Below are 17862 nucleotides of genomic sequence, written 5' to 3'. Positions count from 1 at the left end.
GGAATAGGGAGCCGCCTTTCATGCTCTGGGCGCGGGACGGATCAGCACCAGCCAGGGCATATGGGTGACCTTCACCGGCTGCAAGCGCTCCAGGGTCTTGAGCAAGGCATCCGGGTCCTTGAGGTCGAACACGCCGCTGACCTTGTGCTGGCGCAGCGCGCTGTCGGTCAGCACGATGCGGCCGGGCACGTAGCGCTCCAGTTCATCGAGCACTTCGCCCAGCGGGCGCTGGTTGAAGATCAGCTTGCCGCGCTGCCAGGCACTGGCGCTGGACAGGTCCAAGGGCTGCACCGGCTCCGGCACGGCGGCCTCGCGGTAACTCAGTCGCTCGCCGGCGGACAGCCGCACCGGCGCGCTCCCGGCACTGTTCACCTGCACCACGCCTTCGGTTACATCCACGCGCACCTGTGGCCCACGGCTGTCGACATCGAAGCGCGTGCCCACGGCGCGCACTTCGCCGCCCTTGGCTTCGACTATGAAGGGCCGCGACGCGTCCTTCGCCACTTCGAACAAGGCTTCGCCGCTGTGCAAACGCAGGCGCCGCTGCTGCGGGCTGAAGTCCACGGACAACGCGCTGCCGCTGTTCAGCCACACGCGGCTGCCATCGGCCAGCTCCAGCATTCGCCGCTCGCCGGTGCGGGTGGCGTAATCGGCATACAGCCCGGCCAGCGGTTCGGGCAGGGCGAGGGTCACGGCAATCGCGGCGACACAGGCCGCAACAGCCAGTGCCGGCCAGCGCCGCAGTCGTCGGGCGCGACGGCGGTACTCCTTGGCATTGCGGGTTTCCGGCAGGGCGCCCCAGAGCGCCTCGGCTTCGCGGGCAGCGCGCTCGTGTTCCGGGCTCTGTCCGCGCCAGCGCAGGAACTCCATGCGCTCGGCGGCGCCAGCGCTGCCCGAATGCAATTGCGCCAGGCGCTCGATGGCTTCGTCGGAAAACGCCGAGTCCACGCGGCTCATGGCGTGCCCTCCTGGCGCTGCGCCCAGTCGCGGCAATGGCGCATGGCCTGGACGATGTACTTGCCCACCATGCTCTCGGACACGCCCAGGTGCCGGGCGATCTGCGCGTGGGTCAGGCCGTCGAGACGGTTCATCAACAGCGCCTGGCGAACGTTGGGCGGCAACTGGTCGAGCGCCGCGTCCAGATGCTCCAGTGCCTCGTGGGCGAGCAAGCGGTGCTCCAGCGTGGAGGCGGGATCGCTCAGGTCATTGGCGGCGGCTTCGTCGACATGCAGTTCAGCCAGCCGGCCCTCACGGCGCAGGTTGTCGATGGCGATGTTGCTGGCGACGCGGAACAGGTAGGCGCGCGGGTCCTGCACCTCGGCCTCGGCGGGCTGGTCGGCCAGGCGCAGCCAGGTGTCCTGGGCCACGTCCGCCGCGCGCTGGTTGTCCCCCAACCGCCGCGCAAGGAAGCGCATCAGGTCCGCATAGTGCGCCTGGAAGCTCTGCAGCAGGGAGGAGGAGGCGATGCGCCGCATGATGGCCGAAATACCCTGGAAAACCGGCCGACGTCCGTCAGGCCGATGCGAAGGGTGGGCAGCATACACCGAATCGAGAATTATTATCGAATGCAAAAAGATGTCAGCTCGTGAACTGCGACAGGTCCAGCGGCCGCACCGCGCCCATCCAGATGCCGTGGTCGCGGTGATCGCGAAGGTCATCGCCGGTGTTGGGGTGGACGAAGACCACCAGGCCGTCGCGGTTCAGCGCCAACCACGGCACCAGGGTAGCGAAGGTGGCGTTGTCGAAGGCGAGCTGACAGCTCCAGTCCGGGTGCGGGCCGACCGGGCGTTCATGGACGCGGCCCATCTTCGCGCCGAAACGGCGTGCCGCCTCTTCGCACAACGCGCGGGCGCGCTCGATACTGCTCGCGTCGAAATAGACGTGGGCGTGGAAATCCTTGATCGGGGTGTCGTTCATCGGTCCAGCTCCAGTTCCGCCTGCAACCAGTCAACGAAGCGCTGCACCAGGCGCATGCGGCGCTTGCGCTCGGGCAGTACGGCGTAATAGCCGAAGCGCGATTCCACCGTTTCGGCGATGGGCCGGCACAGTAACCCCTGTTCCAGCAGTTCGTCGACCAGGTGCCGCCAGCCGATGGCCACACCCTGCCCGGCGATGGCCGCCTGTACCAGCAGTGTGTAGTTGTCGAAGCGTAGCCCGGCGGGAGCAGGAGCCCCTTCGATGCCCAATGCGCGGTAAACGCCGGCCCAGTCGAACCAGCGGCTGTGCGCCTCGGGCTTGAGGTGCAGCAGCGGCAGGCCGGTCAGCGCCCCGGGCGACAACGGCAGGTCGCGCCCCTCGACCAGCCTGGGGCTGCACACCGGAAAGACTTCCTCGCTGAACAGCCGCAGCGCCTCGCCATGTTTGAAGCGGCCATCACCGAAGGCGATGGCGACGTCGATGTCGCTGCGCAGGGAAACGGGACTGCGGTCGCTGCTGATCAGGCCGACATCCAGCTCCGGGTGCGCCTGGCGGAAGCGCGGCAGGCGCGGCATCAGCCAGTAGGCGGCGAAGGCGAAGTCGGTGGCGACCTGCAGCACTTCATGGGGGTTCTTCGCGGTGACCGCGGCGATGCCGGCGTCGATGCTCTCCAACCCCGCCTGAACGTGCTGCTGCAGCACCTGTCCACTTTCCGTGAGGGCGATGCCGCGGTGGATGCGGTCGAACAGCCGCACCGCCAGCAGCTTTTCCAGCCGTTTGATCTGCTGGCTGACCGCCGGCTGGGTGGTGCCCAGCTCGCCGGCAGCGGCGGTAAAGCTGAGCAGGCGCGCCGCGGCTTCGAACACGCGCAGCAGTTCCAGCGGCACGCTCACGCCACGCCCTCACATAAGCCTGTGTTATCCGAAGCATGTTCCAGCATGCGCTTTACCCTAGTTTTCGCCGGGAAGAGACTGAACCCCAGCACTATCCCATAACAGCGCCAACAGGATAAGCCCACGCCATGAAGCGCCCGAACATCCTCTTCATCATGGCCGACCAGATGGCCGCGCCGCTCCTGCCCTTCTACGACGCCCAGTCGCCGATCAAGCTGCCCAACCTCTCGCGCCTCGCCAGCGAAGGCGTGGTGTTCGACTCGGCCTACTGCAACAGTCCGCTCTGCGCGCCCTCGCGCTTCACCCTGGTGAGCGGCCAACTGCCGACGAAGATCGGCGCCTGGGACAACGCCGCCGATTTCGCCGCCGACATCCCGACCTACGCGCACTACCTGCGCCGCCTGGGCTACCGCACCGCACTGTCGGGCAAGATGCACTTCTGCGGCCCGGACCAGTTGCACGGCTACGAGGAACGCCTGACCAGCGACATCTACCCCGCCGACTACGGCTGGGCGGTGAACTGGGACGAGCCGGACGTGCGCCCGAGCTGGTACCACAACATGTCCTCGGTGCTGCAGGCCGGCCCGTGCGTGCGCACCAACCAGCTCGATTTCGACGAGGAAGTGGTGTTCAAGGCGCGCCAGTACCTCTACGACCATGTGCGTGAACACCCCGAGCAGCCGTTCTGCCTCACCGTGTCCATGACCCACCCGCACGACCCCTACACCATCCCCCGCGAATACTGGGACCTGTACCGCGACGAGGACATCCCGCTGCCCTCCGTGCAGATCGACCAAAGCGAACAGGACCCACACTCCCAGCGGCTGCTGAAGGTGATCGACCTGTGGGGGCAGGAAATGCCCGAGGAGAAGGTGCGCGCCGCCCGCCGCGCCTACTTCGGCGCCTGCAGCTACGTCGATGCGCAGATCGGCGCACTGCTGCGCACCCTGGAGGATTGTGGTCTCAGTGAAGACACGCTGATCCTGTTCTCCGGCGACCACGGCGACATGCTGGGCGAGCGCGGCCTCTGGTACAAGATGCACTGGTTCGAGATGGCCGCCCGCGTGCCGTTGCTGGTGCATGCACCCAAGCGCTTCGCGCCGCACCGGGTCAGCCAGTCGGTGTCCACGGTAGACCTGCTGCCGACCCTGGTGGAACTGGCCGACGGCCAGGTGGAACCGGGCCTCGAACTGGACGGCCGCTCGCTGCTGCCGCACCTGCAAGGCACCGGCGGCCACGACGAGGTGATCGGCGAGTACACCGCCGAAGGCACCGTCAGCCCGCTGATGATGATCCGCCGCGGCGACTTCAAGTTCATCTACTCCGAGCAGGACCGGTGCCTGCTCTTCGACCTGGCCAACGATCCGCGCGAGCTGGAGAACCTCATGGACTCCCCGGCGCACGCCGAGCTGGCTCGCACACTGCTGAACGAAGCCCGGGCGCGCTGGGATATCCCGGCCATCACCGAACGGGTTCTGGCCAGCCAGCGCCGCCGCCGTCTGGTGGCCGACGCGCTGACCCGCGGTAGCCTCAAGAGCTGGGACCACCAGCCCATGGTCGACGCCAGCCAGCAGTACATGCGCAACCACATCGACCTCGACGATCTGGAGCGCCGCGCCCGCTATCCGCAACCGTAACGACAACCACAACAAGCCGAAGGGGATGGGAGCATGAACAAGCTATTCACCGTACGACGCTTCACCGCACGAGATGCATCCGCGTTATTGCTGGCCGGCGCGCTCGCGCTGGGCGGTCCGCTGGCCCGGGCTGAAGATGAAGCCTGCGCTACGGTGAAGCTGGCCGATCCGGGCTGGACCGACATCGCGGTGACCAACGGCGTGGCCGCCTTCCTGCTCGAAGGTCTGGGCTACACCGTGAAGATCGATACCCTCTCGGTACCCATCACCTACGGCGGCCTGCGCGACGGTCAGGTGGACGCTTTCCTCGGTAACTGGATGCCGGCGCAGCAGGGCTTCCATGACCAGTTCATCGCCAGCAAGCAGGTCACCCAGCTGGCGAAGAACCTGCAGGGCACCGAGTTCACCCTGGCCGTGCCGACCTACGTGTGGAACGCCGGGGTGAAGACCTTCGCCGACCTGGACAGGCACGCCGACCAGTTCAACAGGAAGGTCTACGGCATCGGCTCCGGCGCGCCGGCCAACCTGTCGATCCAGAAGATGATCACGGGTGACGAGTTCGGCCTGGGCGACTGGAAACTGGTGGAATCCAGCGAGCAGGCGATGCTCGCCGAGGTCGGTCGCGCGGTGAAGCGCGAGCGCTGGGTGGTGTTCCTCGGCTGGACGCCGCACCCGATGAACGTGAAGTACGACATGAAGTACCTCACCGGCGGCGAGAAATACTTCGGCAGCACCGGCAGCGTGTTCACCGTCACCCGCAACGGCTACAGCGAGCAGTGCCCGAACAGCGGCAAGTTGCTGGCGAACCTGTCCTTCGACCTGACGATGGAGAACGCCATCATGGCCGAGGTGCTGGAGAAGAATGTGAAGAACCCCGACGCGGTGAAGGCCTGGATCAAGGCCAACCCGCAGCGCCTCGACCAGTGGCTGGCCGGCGTGAAGACCCGCGACGGCGGCGACGCCCTGGCCGCCGTGAAGGCCAAGCTGTAGGCCGGCGATGGAGCGCCTGATCCGCCTGTTGCCGTTCCTCGCCTGGCTGCCGCAAGTCACGGGGCGCGACCTGCGTCGTGACCTGGGCGTCGGCCTCTCCAGCGCGGTGCTCGCCCTGCCGCAGTCCATGGCCTACGCGCTGATCGCAGGCTTGCCAGCCGAATACGGGCTCTATGCGGCGATGCTACCGGTGCTGATCGCCTGCCTGTGGGGTTCGTCGAAACACATGGTCGGCGGGCCGACGGCGGCGATCTCGGTGGTGCTGTTCACCGCTATCGCACCCTTGGCCACGCCAGGCAGCGCGCAGTTCATCCAGTACACGCTGCTGCTGACCTTCCTCGCCGGGCTGTTCCAGTGGCTGCTGGGCATGCTGCGCTTCGGCGTGCTGGTGAACTTCGTCTCGCACTCGGTGCTGCTGGGCTTCACCTGCGGCGCGGCGCTGGTGATCGTCATCGGCCAGCTGCCCTATCTGCTCGGCATCACCGCGAGCGGGCAGGGCACGGCGCTGACCAGTGCCGCCGCACTGTGGTGGAAGCTGCAGGATTTCCATGGACCTTCGTTGCTGGTCGGCGTGTTCAGCCTCGCGCTGAGCCTGCTGGTGAAGCGCCTGTGGCGACGCGGGCCGGCGCTGTTGGTCGGTCTGTTCGGCGCCAGCGCGCTGGTCTGGGCGATGCCGGCGACCTTTGCCGAGGTGGCCAAGGTCGCCGCATTTCGCAGCGCGCTGCCGCCGCTGAGTTCGCTGTCGTTCGATCTCTCCGCCATCGCCCAGTTGCTGCCCGCCGCCGTGGCCTGCGGCATGCTCGGGCTGGTGACGAGCCTGTCCATCGCCCGCGCGCTGGCCGCGCGTTCGCACCAGGTGCTGGATGCCAACCAGGAGGTGCGTGCACAGGGGCTGTCCAACCTGATCGGGCCCTGGCTGTCGGGCACGCTGTCCGCCGGCTCTTTCACCCGCTCCGGGCTGAACCAGGACGCCGGCGCACGCACGCCGCTGGCCGGGGTCTTCTCGGCGCTGTGGGTAGCGCTGCTGGCGGTGGCCGGCGCCGGATTGATCAACCACATCCCACTGCCGGCCATGGCCGCCGGCATCCTGCTGATCTGCTGGAACCTCGTCGATCGCCCGGCCCTGCGCGCACTGTGGAAAGGCAGCCGCGCAGAATCCCTGGTGATGCTGCTGACCCTCGCCGCGACGCTGCTGCTGCCGCTGCAGAACGCCGTCTACGCTGGCGTGCTGGCCTCGCTGTTCTTCTACCTCAAGCGCACCTCGCAGCCACGCGTGCAGCAGTGGGAGAGGGAAGACGAAGAAGTGCTGCGCATCGAAGGTTCGATCTTCTTCGGCGCCTGCGATTACCTGCAGAAACGGATGCAGCACAGCCGCAGCGAACGTCTGGTGCTGGATGCCCACCACGTCAACTTCATCGATTTCGCCGGCGCGCAGATGCTCCAGCAGGAAGCCCGCCGCCTCGCCAGCGAAGGGCGCAGCCTGGTACTGCGCAACGCGCGGCCACGGGTGCGCGCGGAGCTGGAAAAGCAGATGGGGAAGGGCGGGATGTTGCAGGTCGAGGAATAGAGCCGGGCTTCATCTGTAGGAGCCCGCTCGCGAATCGGTGCTCAGCCCTTCAGCTGACGGCGCAACTCATCGAGGACCGGCGCCGAATCCGGCCGCACGCCGCGCCACAACAGGAAGGCTTCCGCCGCCTGCTCCACCAGCATGCCCAACCCATCGATGCAGCGCGCCGCGCCGTGCTTGGCGGCCCATCGGTTGAACGCGGTCACGTCCTTGCCGTACATCATGTCGTAGCAGACGGTATGCCCCGGCTGGATCAACGCCGGATCGATGGGCGGCAACTCGCCAGCCAGGGAGGCCGAGGTGCCGTTGACGATCAGGTCGAACGGCTCATCGCGCAGGTCGAAACCGCCGCCACTGACCGTCCCCAGATCCTTGAACTCTTCCGCCAGCTGTTGAGCCTTCGACGCCGTGCGGTTGGCGATGACGATGCACGCCGGCTGCTCGGCGAGGAAGGGTTCGAGAATGCCGCGTACCGCGCCGCCAGCACCCAACACCAGGATGCGCGCGCCGCGCAGCACGACGCCGTGGTTCACCGTCAGGTCGCGGGTCAGCCCGGCGCCGTCGGTGTTGTCGCCCAGCAGTCCGCCGCCGTCGAGCTTCTTCAGGGTGTTCACCGCGCCGGCCCGGCGCGCGCGCTCGGTCAGCTCGGAGGCCAGGCGGTAGGCGTCTTCCTTGAACGGTACGGTGACGTTGCCGCCCAGGCCCTCTTCGAAGAACTCGCGGGCATTCCCGGCGAAGTCGTCCAGCGGCGCCAGCCGCGCGTCATAGGTCAGCGTCTGGCCGGTCTGCTCGGCGAACAGGCGGTGGATCTGCGGCGATTTGCTGTGGCCGATGGGGTTGCCGAAGACGCAGTAGCGGTCCATGGAAAGTCCTGGGACGAGAGGATCGGAAGGGCGGAGAGCTTGCCGGTTTTTCCGCCGTCGTGCCAGGCGGGTTCGCGAGCAAGCTCGCTCCTACGAAGAGCGACCCGGCTCGCAGGCTTTTGTAGCGAGCTTGCTCGCGAACCGCCCAAAAGAGGAGGGTCAGGCCTGCCCCAGCCAGTCCCGATCGGTGAGGAAATACTCAGTCAACCGCGCCTCTTCGCTGCCCGGCTCCGGCTTCCAGTCATAGCCCCAGCGCACCTGCGGCGGCAGCGACATGAGGATCGACTCGGTACGCCCACCCGACTGCAGGCCGAACAGGGTGCCACGGTCGTAGACCAGGTTGAACTCCACGTAGCGACCGCGGCGGAAGGCCTGGAACTCGCGCTGCTGTTCGGTGTACGGGGTGTTCTTGCGCTTGCGCACGATGGGCAGGTAGGCGTCGATGTAGGCATCGCCGATGGCGCGTAGGAAGGCGAAGCTGGTGTCGAAGTCCCACTGGTTCAGGTCGTCGAAGAACAGGCCGCCGATACCGCGCGGTTCGTTGCGGTGCTTGATGTGGAAGTAGCGGTCGCACCATTCCTTGTAGCGCGGGTAGACGTCCTCGCCGAAGGGCGCACAGGCGTCGCGGGCGACCTGGTGCCAGAGCACGCAGTCTTCCTCATGGGCGTAGTAGGGCGTCAGGTCGAAGCCGCCGCCGAACCACCACACAGCCTCTTCACCTTCCTTCTCGGCGATGAAGAAGCGCACGTTGGCGTGGGAGGTCGGCACGTGGGGGTTGGTCGGGTGGATCACCAGCGACACGCCGAGCGCCTGGAAACCGCGCCCCGCCAGTTCCGGACGGTGCGCGCTGGCGCTCGGCGGCAGGCCGGCGCCGAAGACGTGGGAGAAGTTCACACCGCCCTTCTCGATCAACGCGCCATCGCCGATCACCCGTGTCCGTCCACCACCGCCGGCCGGACGCTCCCAGGCGTCCTCGACGAAGCGGGCGCTGCCGTCCTCGGCTTCGAGTGCGGCGCAGATGCGGTCTTGCAGGTCGAGCAGGTAGGCCTTCACGGCCTCGATGCGGTCGGTCACGAGAATCACCTTGGAGCGGGAAAGCCACGCGTGGCGCGGGCCGGAGCAGAATGTGGGGCGCAAGCATACCACCCCCGTCGGCAAAGCTGGTCTTGACGGCCGTCAAGCCGGCGGCTTGGATGAAGGTCTTTTCCCCAGCGGGGCGCCAGCCTCGCGCATTGCAGGAGAGCGACATGGCCAAGCGTGTTCAATTCGCCAAGACCGGCGGCCCGGAAGTCCTAGAACTGGTCGATTACACCCCAGCCGAACCCGGCCCCAACGAGGTGCGCGTGCGTAACCGCGCCATCGGCCTGAATTTCATCGATACCTACTACCGCAGCGGTCTGTACCCCGCGCCGACGATGCCTTCGGGTGTGGGCACCGAAGGCGCCGGCGAGGTGGAAGCCATCGGCAGCGCGGTGACCAATGTGAAGGTGGGCGACCGTGTCGGCTACGCCACCGGGCCGCTGGGCGCCTACAGCGAGCTGCACGTGCTGCCGGCGGCGAACGTGGTGAAGCTGCCGGACGCGATCACCTTCGAACAAGCCGCCGCCGTGATGCTCAAGGGCCTCACCGTGCAGTACCTGCTGCGCCAGACCTACAACGTGCAGCCCGGCCAGACCATCCTCTGGCACGCGGCGGCCGGCGGCGTCGGGCTGATCGCCTGCCAGTGGGCCAAGGCCATCGGCGCGCACCTGATCGGCACGGTCAGTTCGACCGCCAAGGCGGAACTGGCGAAATCCCACGGCGCCTGGGCGACCATCGACTACAGCCACGAGAACGTGGTGGAACGCGTGCTGGCGCTGACCGAGGGCAGGAAGTGCCCGGTGGTCTACGACTCGGTGGGCAAGGACACCTGGCTGACCTCGCTGGACTGTACCGCCCAGCGCGGCCTGGTGGTGAGCTTCGGCAACGCCTCCGGCCCGGTGGACGGAGTGAACCTGGGCATTCTGTCGCAGAAGGGCTCGCTCTACGTCACCCGCCCGACGCTGTTCGGCTACGCCAATACGCCGGAACGCTTGCAGGCGATGGCCGACGACCTGTTCGGCATGATCACCAGCGGCAAGGTGAAGGTGGAGATCAACCAACGCTTCGCCCTGGCCGATGCCGCCAAGGCGCAAACCGAGCTGGCGGCGCGGCGCACGACCGGATCGACGATCCTGTTGCCCTGATCAGGGCAGAAGAGCGTTCGCGAGCAAGCTCGCTCCTACGAAAAGCGCGTCTGTAGGAGCGAGCTTGCTCGCGAACCGCATTACACCCTCTTATCCGGCTTACGACGGACGAACGGTCTCGCCGGTCCGCAGATCGCGAATCAGGCTCGGATTGCGTCGCCCGCCCAGGGCGCCGCCGAGCACCCCATCCAGCTCATCATGGAAGTACTGCTCGATGCGCAGGCGCGTACGCGCGGCCGGACGGCCGGCAGGGTTGGCGGAGGTGGAGATCAGCGGGCCGGTATGGAGACACAGCTCGCGCACCAGCGGATGGTCGCTGACGCGCAGAGCAACGGTGTCGTGTTGGCCGGTCACCCACTCGGGCAGGCGGTCCTGGTGCGGCACCAGCCAGGTGTTCGGGCCGGGCCAACTGGCGGCCAGCTTCTCCCGCCAGGCGTCCGGCAGGTCGTCCAGCAGGAAGTCGAACTGGTCGATGTCGGCGGCCACCACGATCAGGCCCTTCTCCACCGGACGCGCCTTGATCGCCAGCAGGCGGTACACCGCGTCGGCGTTCCACGGGTCGCAACCCAGCCCCCAGACGGCTTCGGTCGGGTAAGCGATCACACCGCCATCGCGCACGACCTGGGCCATGCGCTGGGTACGCCAGTTGCTGTACATCGGGAACTCCTCGGATCTGCGATGCGCGGCAGTTTACGTGCTCAGGGGGCACGATGCACCCAGACGCCGGCCTCGCAGGCCACCCGTCCGTCCAGCTCCAGTTCGGTCAGCGCCACCAGCACGTCAGGCAGTTCCATGCCGCTGCCCAGCGCCAGCTGTTCGCTGCTCTGCGGGGCGGCGCGCAGGAGGTCGAGAAGGGGATGCGCGGGTTCGCGCTCCCGCGATGCCGCAGGCGCGGCTGGCCGGGTCCAGCCGCGCAGGCCCTCGAGGATGTGGTCGACGCTTTCCACCAGCGAAGCGCCCTGGCGGATCAGTTCGTGACAGCCGCGCGCACCGGGATGGTGGATCGATCCGGGAATGGCATAGACCTCGCGCCCCTGTTCCGCCGCGAGACGGGCGGTGATCAACGAGCCACTGGAAGGACTGGCCTCCACCACCAGCACGCCCAGCGACAGGCCACTGATGATGCGATTGCGCCGGGGAAAGTTCGCCGCCTGTGGCGGGCTGTGCAGCGGCAGTTCCGAGACCAGCGCGCCACCCTGCTCGATGATGCGCTGCGCCAGGCCGACGTGCCGGCGCGGGTAGAGATGCTCAAGGCCGGTGCCGAGCACGGCGACGGTCCCTCCGGCGGCCTCCAGCGCGCCTTCGTGGGCGGCGCCGTCGATGCCCAGCGCCAGGCCACTGGTGATGACGAAGCCGCCGCCGGCCAGGCTGCGGGCAAAGGCCCGCGCGGTATCGAGCCCCGGCTTGCTGGCTCGCCGGCTACCCACCATGGCCAGCTGCGGGCGCTCCAGCAACGCCACCTCGCCGGCCACGAACAGCAGCGGCGGTGCGTCCACCAGCTCGGCCAGCAGCGCGGGGTAGGCGGGGTCGTCCCAGGCCAGCAGGTGGTGAGCGGGGTCGTCCAGCCAGCGCAGCGCGGTGGCCGCCTGCTCGCGGATACCGGCATCCCGACGCCGTTCGGCGGACTCCTGTGGCAGGCCCAGCGAACGCCAGGCGGAGGAAGGTGCGCTCAGGGCAGCGGAAGCCGAGCCGAACGCCGACATCAAGCGCCGGAAGCGCCTGGGGCCCAGCTCGGGCAGGGCATGCAAGCGCAGGCGCGCCTCGGCTTCGGCAGGGGAGACATCGACGGGCATGGCGGCAGTCCTTTGCGGCGAGCGGGAAGAGTTCGCTCAGACTTTGCCGTCCAAGACGCGCCACCGCAGTCGGACCGTTCCGAAACACACCCATAAAAAACCCCGCCGAAGCGGGGTTTTCTTCAGCCAGGGGCTGAACTCAGGGGTTCTGCACCTTGTCGTTCACTTCCAGCGAACGGCTGGCGGTCAGCACCAGGCCATAGCTCAGTCGGTTGTAGGTGCGGAAGATCATCAGCAGACCCGAGCGCTCGTCCGGGATCTTCACCATGTCATCGGTGACGCGGTCGCGCACGGTTTCGCCCAGCTTGTAGATCGCCAGCACGTTGCCTTCGGCCAGACCGTCGCGAGAGCCCTTGTCGATGGTCACCACGTCGTACTTGCCGATCTGGGTCACGCCGCGCGGCACGTCGATGATGGTGCCCTTGACCGGGGTGGTCGGCTCGCTGGGCATGAAGGTCGAGGTGATCGCACGCTCCTCGGTGGGGAACAGGCGGTCGCCCGGACGGACTTCCTGGGTGGTACGGGTCAGCTGGAGGGTCGCAACGTCGCCTTCCTTCGCGGTGACGTTGGCACCGCCGACGTCCATGGCGTCGATGCCCAGCACTTCGCCGGTCTCGGGGTTGGAGTAGACCTTGGCCTGGCGGAAGATGCCGTAGCTGTTCTCTTCGGACAGCGCGTTGCCGCGGGCGTAGGCGCGATCGCCGGCGCCGCTGATCACGCTCTCCTGGTCGCCGGCGACCACATAGGGTGCGCTGGTGAACGCGGTTTCGTCATCGACGATGCGGTTGGAGAGCAGGAAGGCGTTGATCTTGTCCAGCGGAATGGTCGGGATCGCTTCGGCGATCGGGGTGCTGCGCACCCGCGGCGACAGCTTGATGGTGCCGCGCGACTCACCGCGGTTGAGCATCAGGCGCGGCTGGCCATCGATGTACACCAGACTCAGCACGTCGCCCGGATAGATCAGGTGCGGGTTCTGGATCTGCGGATTCACGTGCCAGATTTCCGGCCACTTCCAAGGCTTGCTGAGGAACTTGCCGGAGATGTCCCAGAGGGTGTCGCCTTTCACTACGGTATAGCGGTCCGGGTGGCCTTCCTTGAGCTGCACGGCAGCTTGAGCCACCCCGCCTGCGGCTAGCAGCAGCAGGGCGAGTAGTGTTTTCCTCATGCGGTGAATCCCTTTATTATGTGTACACATGAAACGCCTGGAAGCCGCCCCTACCGCGCTTTCCAGCCGTTTTTCGATGCTGCTCAGCATATTAGCAGTCGATTTTGACTTTATTCCACAAGTGCATCACAAACGCATATGGCCATTCTGAACATTCTCGAATTCCCCGATCCGCGCCTGCGCACGATCGCCAAGCCGGTCACGGAGGTCGATGACAGCGTTCGCCAGCTGATCGACGACATGTTCGAGACCATGTACGAGGCCCCCGGCATCGGCCTGGCCGCCACCCAGGTGAACGTGCACAAGCAGATCATCGTGATGGACCTCTCCGAGGACAAATCCGAGCCGCGCGTGTTCATCAATCCCGAGCTGGAAGAGCTGACCGAAGAGAAAGGTCCGTACCAGGAAGGTTGCCTGTCGGTTCCCGGCTTCTACGAAAATGTAGACCGTCCCCTGCGCGTGCGCATCAAGGCGCTGGATCGCGACGGCAAGCCCTTCGAGGAAATCGCCGAGGACCTGCTCGCCGTGTGCATCCAGCACGAGTGCGATCACCTGAACGGCAAGCTGTTCGTCGATTACCTGTCCAACCTCAAGCGCGACCGCATCCGCAAGAAGCTGGAAAAGCAGCATCGGCAACAGGCGTAACCCCCATCCCCAAAGGCTTGCCCCGGCAAGCCTTTTCTTTTTGAAGAGCCCGATATGAGCCAAGCACTGCGCATCGTCTTCGCCGGCACCCCGGAATTCGCCGCCGAGCACCTCAAGGCCCTGCTCGATACGCCGCACGAGATCGTCGCCGTCTACACCCAGCCGGACCGTCCGGCCGGCCGCGGCCAGAAGCTGATGCCCAGCCCGGTCAAGCAGCTCGCCCTGGAGAACGGCCTGACCGTGCTGCAGCCGCCGACCCTGCGCGACCCGGCCGCCCAGGCCGAACTCGCGGCGCTCAAGCCGGACCTGATGGTGGTGGTGGCCTACGGGCTGATCCTGCCGCAGGTGGTGCTGGACATCCCGCGCCTGGGCTGCATCAACAGCCACGCCTCCCTGCTGCCGCGCTGGCGCGGCGCCGCGCCGATCCAGCGCGCGGTAGAAGCGGGCGATTCCGAAAGCGGTGTCACCGTGATGCAGATGGAAGCCGGCCTGGACACCGGGCCGATGCTGCTCAAGGTCAGCACGCCGATTTCCGCCGAGGATACTGGCGGCAGCCTGCATGACCGTCTGGCCGAGCTCGGCCCGAAAGCCGTGGTCGAGGCCATTGCCGGTCTCGCCGCCGGCACGCTCGAGGGCGAAGTGCAGGACGACACCCTGGCCACCTATGCACACAAGCTGAACAAGGAAGAGGCGCGCATCGACTGGTCGCGCCCGGCCGACGAACTGGAGCGCCGCATCCGCGCCTTCACCCCCTGGCCGGTGTGCCACACCACCCTGGGCGATGCCGCGCTGAAAGTGCTCGGCGCCAAGCCCGCGCAGGGCAAGGGCGAGCCGGGCAAGATCCTCGACGCCAGCCGCGACGGCCTGCTGGTCGCCTGTGGTGAAGGCGCATTGCTGCTGACCCGCCTGCAACTGCCCGGCGGCAAGCCGCTGGCCTTAGCCGACCTGTTCAACAGCCGCCGCGAGCAATTCGCCGCCGGCCAGGTGCTGGGCGCATGAGCACCAATCCCCGTCTGGCGGCGGCCCGCGCCCTGGCCGCCGTACTCGCCGGCCGCGCCTCGCTGGGCAGCTCGCTGCCGACCCAGCTGGAAAACGTCGAACCGCGCGATCGCGGCCTGGTGCAGGAGCTGGCCTTCGGCGCCGCCCGCTGGCAGCCGCGCCTGTCCACCCTCGCCGCGCGCCTGTTGCAGAAGCCGTTCAAGGCCGGCGACCGCGATGTCGAGGCGCTGCTGCTGGTCGGCCTGTACCAGTTGCTCTACACCCGCATTCCGCCGCACGCGGCCATCGGCGAGACCGTCGGCTGCGCGGACAAGCTGAAGAAGCCCTGGGCCAAGGGCCTGCTCAACGCAGTGCTGCGCCGCGCCCAGCGCGAGAGCGAAACCCTGCTGGCCGAGGTCGACAAGGACCCGGCGGCGCGCCTGGCGCATCCGCGCTGGCTGCAGAAAGCCCTGAAGAAATCCTGGCCCGAGCAGTTCGAAGCCATCTGCGCCGCCAACAACGCCCACCCGCCGATGACCCTGCGGGTGAATCGCCGCCACGGCAGCCGCGATGCCTATCTGGAAGAGCTCAACCGCGTCGGCTTCGAAGCCGTGGCCTGCGAGTTCAGTCGCGACGGCATCAATCTCGTTCAGCCGTGCGATGTGCGCGAGCTGCCGGGCTTCGCCGAAGGCCGCGTCAGCGTGCAGGACGAAGCCGCACAACTGGCCGCCGACCTGCTGGAGCTGGCGCCCAACCAGCGCGTGCTGGATGCCTGTTGCGCCCCCGGCGGCAAGACCTGCCACCTGATGGAAGCCGAGCCCGCGCTGGCCGGCGTGGTCGCCGTGGACCTGGAAGAGAGCCGCCTGGTGCGCGTACGCGAGAACCTCGCGCGACTGCAGCTGGATGCCCAGTTGATCGCCGCCGACGCCCGCGACACCGCCACGTGGTGGGACGGCAAATCCTTCCAGCGCATCCTGCTGGACGCTCCCTGTTCCGCCACCGGGGTGATCCGCCGCCATCCGGACATCAAGCTGACCCGCACCGCCGACGACATAGAAGCACTGGCGCAACTGCAGGGCGAACTGCTCGATGCGCTGTGGGCGACCCTCGAAGTCGGTGGCGTGCTGGTCTACGCGACCTGCTCGGTGATGCCCCGGGAAAACAGCGAGCAGATCGCCGCGTTCCTTGGTCGCACCCCCGGTGCCCGCGAGCTGGACCTGCCTGGCCCCTGGGGCATCAAGCAGCCCCATGGCCGCCAGTTGTTCCCCCAGGAGAAGGGGCATGACGGCTTCTACTATGCCAAGCTGATCAAGATTTCGGCGAAGTAACAGGCGCCGACTCCCAACGGATCGAAACGGAAAGCACCCCGCTCCATGAAGATCATCATCCTCGGCGCCGGCCAGGTCGGCGGCACTCTGGCCGAGCATCTGGCCAGCGAAGCCAACGACATCACCGTGGTCGACACCGACGGCGAACGCCTACGCGACCTCAACGACCGCCTCGACATCCGCACCGTCCAGGGCAAGGCCTCGTTCCCCACCGTGCTGCGCCAGGCTGGCGCCGACGACGCCGACATGCTGGTGGCGGTGACCAACAGCGACGAGGTGAACATGGTGGCCTGCCAGGTCGCCTACACCCTGTTCAACACGCCGACGCGCATCGCCCGTGTGCGCGAGGCGGCCTACCTGACCCGCGCCGGGCTGTTCGACAACGAAGCGATCCCGGTGGACGTGCTGATCAGTCCCGAGCAGGTGGTGACCAACTACATCAAGCGCCTGGTGGAATACCCCGGCGCCCTGCAGGTGATCGACTTCGCCGAGGGCAAGGCGCAGCTGGTGGGCATCCGCGCCTACTACGGCGGCCCGCTGGTGGGGCAGGAGCTGCGCCAGCTGCGCGAGCACATGCCCAACGCCGATACCCGCGTGGCGGCGATCTACCGGCGCAACCGGCCGATCATTCCCCAGGGCGACACGGTGATCGAGGCCGACGACGAGGTGTTCTTCATCGCCGCCAAGGCCCACATCCGCGCGGTGATGGGCGAGATGCGCCGCCTGGAAGACAGCTACAAGCGGATCATCATCGCCGGCGGCGGCAACATCGGCGAGCGCCTGGCCGAGGCCATCGAAAGCCGCTACCAGGTGAAGATCATCGAGATGAACCCGGCGCGCTGCCGGCACCTGTCCGACCACCTGGACAGCACCATCGTGCTCCAGGGCAGCGCCTCCGACCGCGACCTGCTGCTGGAAGAGAACATCGGCGACACCGACCTGTTCCTCGCCCTGACCAACGACGACGAGGCGAACATCATGTCCTCGCTGTTGGCCAAGCGCCTGGGCGCGCGCAAGGTGATGACGCTGATCAACAACCCCGCCTACGTGGACCTGGTGCAGAGCGGCGACATCGACATCGCCATCAGCCCGCAGCTGGCCACCATCGGTACCCTGCTGACCCACGTGCGCCGCGGCGACATCGAGAGCGTGCACTCGCTGCGCCGGGGCGCCGCCGAGGCCATCGAGGTGGTCGCCCACGGCGACGCCAAGTCGAGCAAGGTGATCGGCCGCAAGATCAGTGACGTGCACCTGCCGCCGGGCACCACCATCGGCGCGGTGATCCGCGACGACGACGTGCTGATCGCCCACGGCGAAACAGTGATCGAAACCGGTGACCACGTGATCCTCTTCGTGGTGGACAAGAAGCGCATCCGTGACGTCGAGCGGCTGTTCCAGGCCGGTCTGACGTTCTTCTGAGAAGGAGCCCCGACATGCTCGAAGGCCTGGAAAAGATGCTCGCCAAGGGCGTGGACAACCCGCTGCTGCGCTTCGGCCTGGGCAAGGGCTACCTGGATGCCGGCGACGCGGCGAAAGCCGCCGAGCACCTGCGCCGCTGCGTGGAACAGGACCCGAAGTACTCCGCCGCCTGGAAGCTGCTGGGCAAGGCGCTGCAGGCCGAGGGTGACCTCGAAGGCGCCCGCGCCGCCTGGACCGACGGCCTGGCCGCCGCCCAGGCCCACGGCGACAAGCAGGCGGAGAAGGAGATGACGGTGTTCCTGCGCAAGCTGGACAAGACAAAGGGCGCGTAAGCGCCCTTTTTCATCCGCCTGCCTCGAAGGACGAGATTACTTGTAGGACCGAGGGGGGCGCCTAGCCCTTGCTCGCGAACCGCATGACACCGGAGCTGGTGCGAGGTGTT

18 protein-coding genes are annotated in these 17862 nt (G+C 67.3%); 9 read left to right on the top strand and 9 right to left on the bottom strand.

Annotation, left to right across the window (positions count from 1 at the left end; genetic code table 11):
* Window positions 1-18: 18 nt before the first annotated feature.
* The 4 genes from O6P39_RS00210 to O6P39_RS00195 all read right to left on the bottom strand — a co-directional run bounded on the left by O6P39_RS00210 (window position 19) and on the right by O6P39_RS00195 (window position 2810).
* Window positions 19-957 (bottom strand): FecR family protein, encoded by a 939-nt coding sequence (locus O6P39_RS00210; protein WP_275609490.1) that lies wholly within the window; start codon window positions 955-957, stop codon window positions 19-21.
* Window positions 954-1475 (bottom strand): sigma-70 family RNA polymerase sigma factor, encoded by a 522-nt coding sequence (locus tag O6P39_RS00205; protein WP_275609489.1) that lies wholly within the window; start codon window positions 1473-1475, stop codon window positions 954-956. The genes O6P39_RS00210 and O6P39_RS00205 overlap by 4 nt, the downstream gene beginning before the upstream one ends.
* Window positions 1476-1578: 103 nt before the next feature.
* Window positions 1579-1917 carry a DOPA 4,5-dioxygenase family protein gene (locus tag O6P39_RS00200; RefSeq protein ID WP_275609488.1) on the bottom strand — a complete coding sequence of 113 codons (339 nt, stop codon included), beginning with the start codon at window positions 1915-1917 and terminating at the stop codon, window positions 1579-1581.
* On the bottom strand, window positions 1914-2810 hold the full coding sequence (locus tag O6P39_RS00195; protein ID WP_275609487.1) for a LysR family transcriptional regulator: 897 nt from the start codon (window positions 2808-2810) through the stop codon (window positions 1914-1916). Before O6P39_RS00195 ends, O6P39_RS00200 begins: the two co-directional genes overlap by 4 nt.
* A 128-nt stretch (window positions 2811-2938) precedes the next feature.
* Between O6P39_RS00195 and betC the strand changes: the two genes are divergently transcribed.
* The 3 genes from betC to O6P39_RS00180 are packed head-to-tail and all read left to right on the top strand — an operon-like array spanning window position 2939 to window position 7004.
* Complete coding sequence (gene betC, locus O6P39_RS00190) at window positions 2939-4447, top strand: choline-sulfatase (RefSeq protein ID WP_275609486.1); 1509 nt, start codon at window positions 2939-2941, stop codon at window positions 4445-4447.
* Window positions 4448-4480: 33 nt separating this feature from the next.
* On the top strand, window positions 4481-5437 hold the full coding sequence (locus O6P39_RS00185; RefSeq protein WP_275609485.1) for a choline ABC transporter substrate-binding protein: 957 nt from the start codon (window positions 4481-4483) through the stop codon (window positions 5435-5437).
* A 7-nt stretch (window positions 5438-5444) separates the two neighbouring features.
* On the top strand, window positions 5445-7004 hold the full coding sequence (locus tag O6P39_RS00180) for a SulP family inorganic anion transporter (protein WP_275609484.1): 1560 nt from the start codon (window positions 5445-5447) through the stop codon (window positions 7002-7004).
* Window positions 7005-7045: 41 nt separating this feature from the next.
* On the opposite strand, the gene aroE is transcribed toward O6P39_RS00180, so the two are convergent.
* Both aroE and hemF read right to left on the bottom strand, forming a co-directional pair.
* Window positions 7046-7867 (bottom strand): shikimate dehydrogenase, encoded by an 822-nt coding sequence (aroE, locus tag O6P39_RS00175; RefSeq protein WP_275609483.1) that lies wholly within the window; start codon window positions 7865-7867, stop codon window positions 7046-7048.
* Window positions 7868-8026: 159 nt separating this feature from the next.
* Window positions 8027-8941, bottom strand: a complete 915-nt coding sequence (gene hemF, locus O6P39_RS00170; RefSeq protein WP_275609482.1) for an oxygen-dependent coproporphyrinogen oxidase — start codon at window positions 8939-8941, stop codon at window positions 8027-8029.
* A gap of 173 nt (window positions 8942-9114) precedes the next feature.
* On the opposite strand from hemF, the gene O6P39_RS00165 reads away from it, so the two are divergent.
* Window positions 9115-10092: an NADPH:quinone reductase gene (locus O6P39_RS00165; RefSeq protein ID WP_275609481.1), complete on the top strand. Its 978-nt coding sequence runs from the start codon at window positions 9115-9117 to the stop codon at window positions 10090-10092.
* A 99-nt stretch (window positions 10093-10191) separates the two neighbouring features.
* Here O6P39_RS00165 and O6P39_RS00160 read toward each other — a convergent pair whose 3' ends face one another.
* From O6P39_RS00160 to O6P39_RS00150, 3 genes are all read right to left on the bottom strand, one after another.
* Window positions 10192-10749, bottom strand: a complete 558-nt coding sequence (locus O6P39_RS00160; RefSeq protein WP_275609480.1) for a Sua5/YciO/YrdC/YwlC family protein — start codon at window positions 10747-10749, stop codon at window positions 10192-10194.
* 41 nt (window positions 10750-10790) lie between these two features.
* A complete protein-coding gene (gene dprA / locus O6P39_RS00155) occupies window positions 10791-11885 on the bottom strand; it encodes a DNA-processing protein DprA (RefSeq protein WP_275609479.1) in 1095 nt (364 codons plus the stop codon).
* A gap of 139 nt (window positions 11886-12024) precedes the next feature.
* Window positions 12025-13050 (bottom strand): LysM peptidoglycan-binding domain-containing protein, encoded by a 1026-nt coding sequence (locus O6P39_RS00150; protein WP_275609478.1) that lies wholly within the window; start codon window positions 13048-13050, stop codon window positions 12025-12027.
* A gap of 138 nt (window positions 13051-13188) precedes the next feature.
* Here O6P39_RS00150 and def point away from each other — a divergent pair, with 138 nt between their 5' ends.
* Genes def through O6P39_RS00125 form a run of 5 tightly spaced genes read left to right on the top strand, consistent with a single transcriptional unit; the run spans window position 13189 to window position 17752 of the window.
* Window positions 13189-13695, top strand: coding sequence for a peptide deformylase (gene def, locus O6P39_RS00145; protein ID WP_207884848.1), 507 nt, complete (start codon window positions 13189-13191; stop codon window positions 13693-13695).
* A 54-nt stretch (window positions 13696-13749) separates the two neighbouring features.
* A complete protein-coding gene (gene fmt / locus O6P39_RS00140; protein ID WP_275609477.1) occupies window positions 13750-14694 on the top strand; it encodes a methionyl-tRNA formyltransferase in 945 nt (314 codons plus the stop codon).
* Window positions 14691-16001, top strand: coding sequence for a 16S rRNA (cytosine(967)-C(5))-methyltransferase RsmB (gene rsmB / locus O6P39_RS00135; RefSeq protein WP_275609476.1), 1311 nt, complete (start codon window positions 14691-14693; stop codon window positions 15999-16001). Before fmt ends, rsmB begins: the two co-directional genes overlap by 4 nt.
* A 45-nt stretch (window positions 16002-16046) precedes the next feature.
* Window positions 16047-17420 carry a Trk system potassium transporter TrkA gene (gene trkA / locus O6P39_RS00130; RefSeq protein ID WP_275609475.1) on the top strand — a complete coding sequence of 458 codons (1374 nt, stop codon included), beginning with the start codon at window positions 16047-16049 and terminating at the stop codon, window positions 17418-17420.
* Between the two features lie 14 nt (window positions 17421-17434).
* The gene (locus tag O6P39_RS00125; protein ID WP_275609474.1) at window positions 17435-17752 is read left to right on the top strand and encodes a tetratricopeptide repeat protein; all 318 of its coding nucleotides are present in this window, start codon (window positions 17435-17437) and stop codon (window positions 17750-17752) included.
* Window positions 17753-17862 lie beyond the last annotated feature (110 nt).

The sequence above is a fragment of the Pseudomonas sp. PSE14 genome, assembly GCF_029203285.1.
GTDB lineage: Bacteria > Pseudomonadota > Gammaproteobacteria > Pseudomonadales > Pseudomonadaceae > Pseudomonas.
Note: the sequence above shows the minus strand (reverse complement) of the source record. Positions and strands in the feature narration are given on the sequence as shown.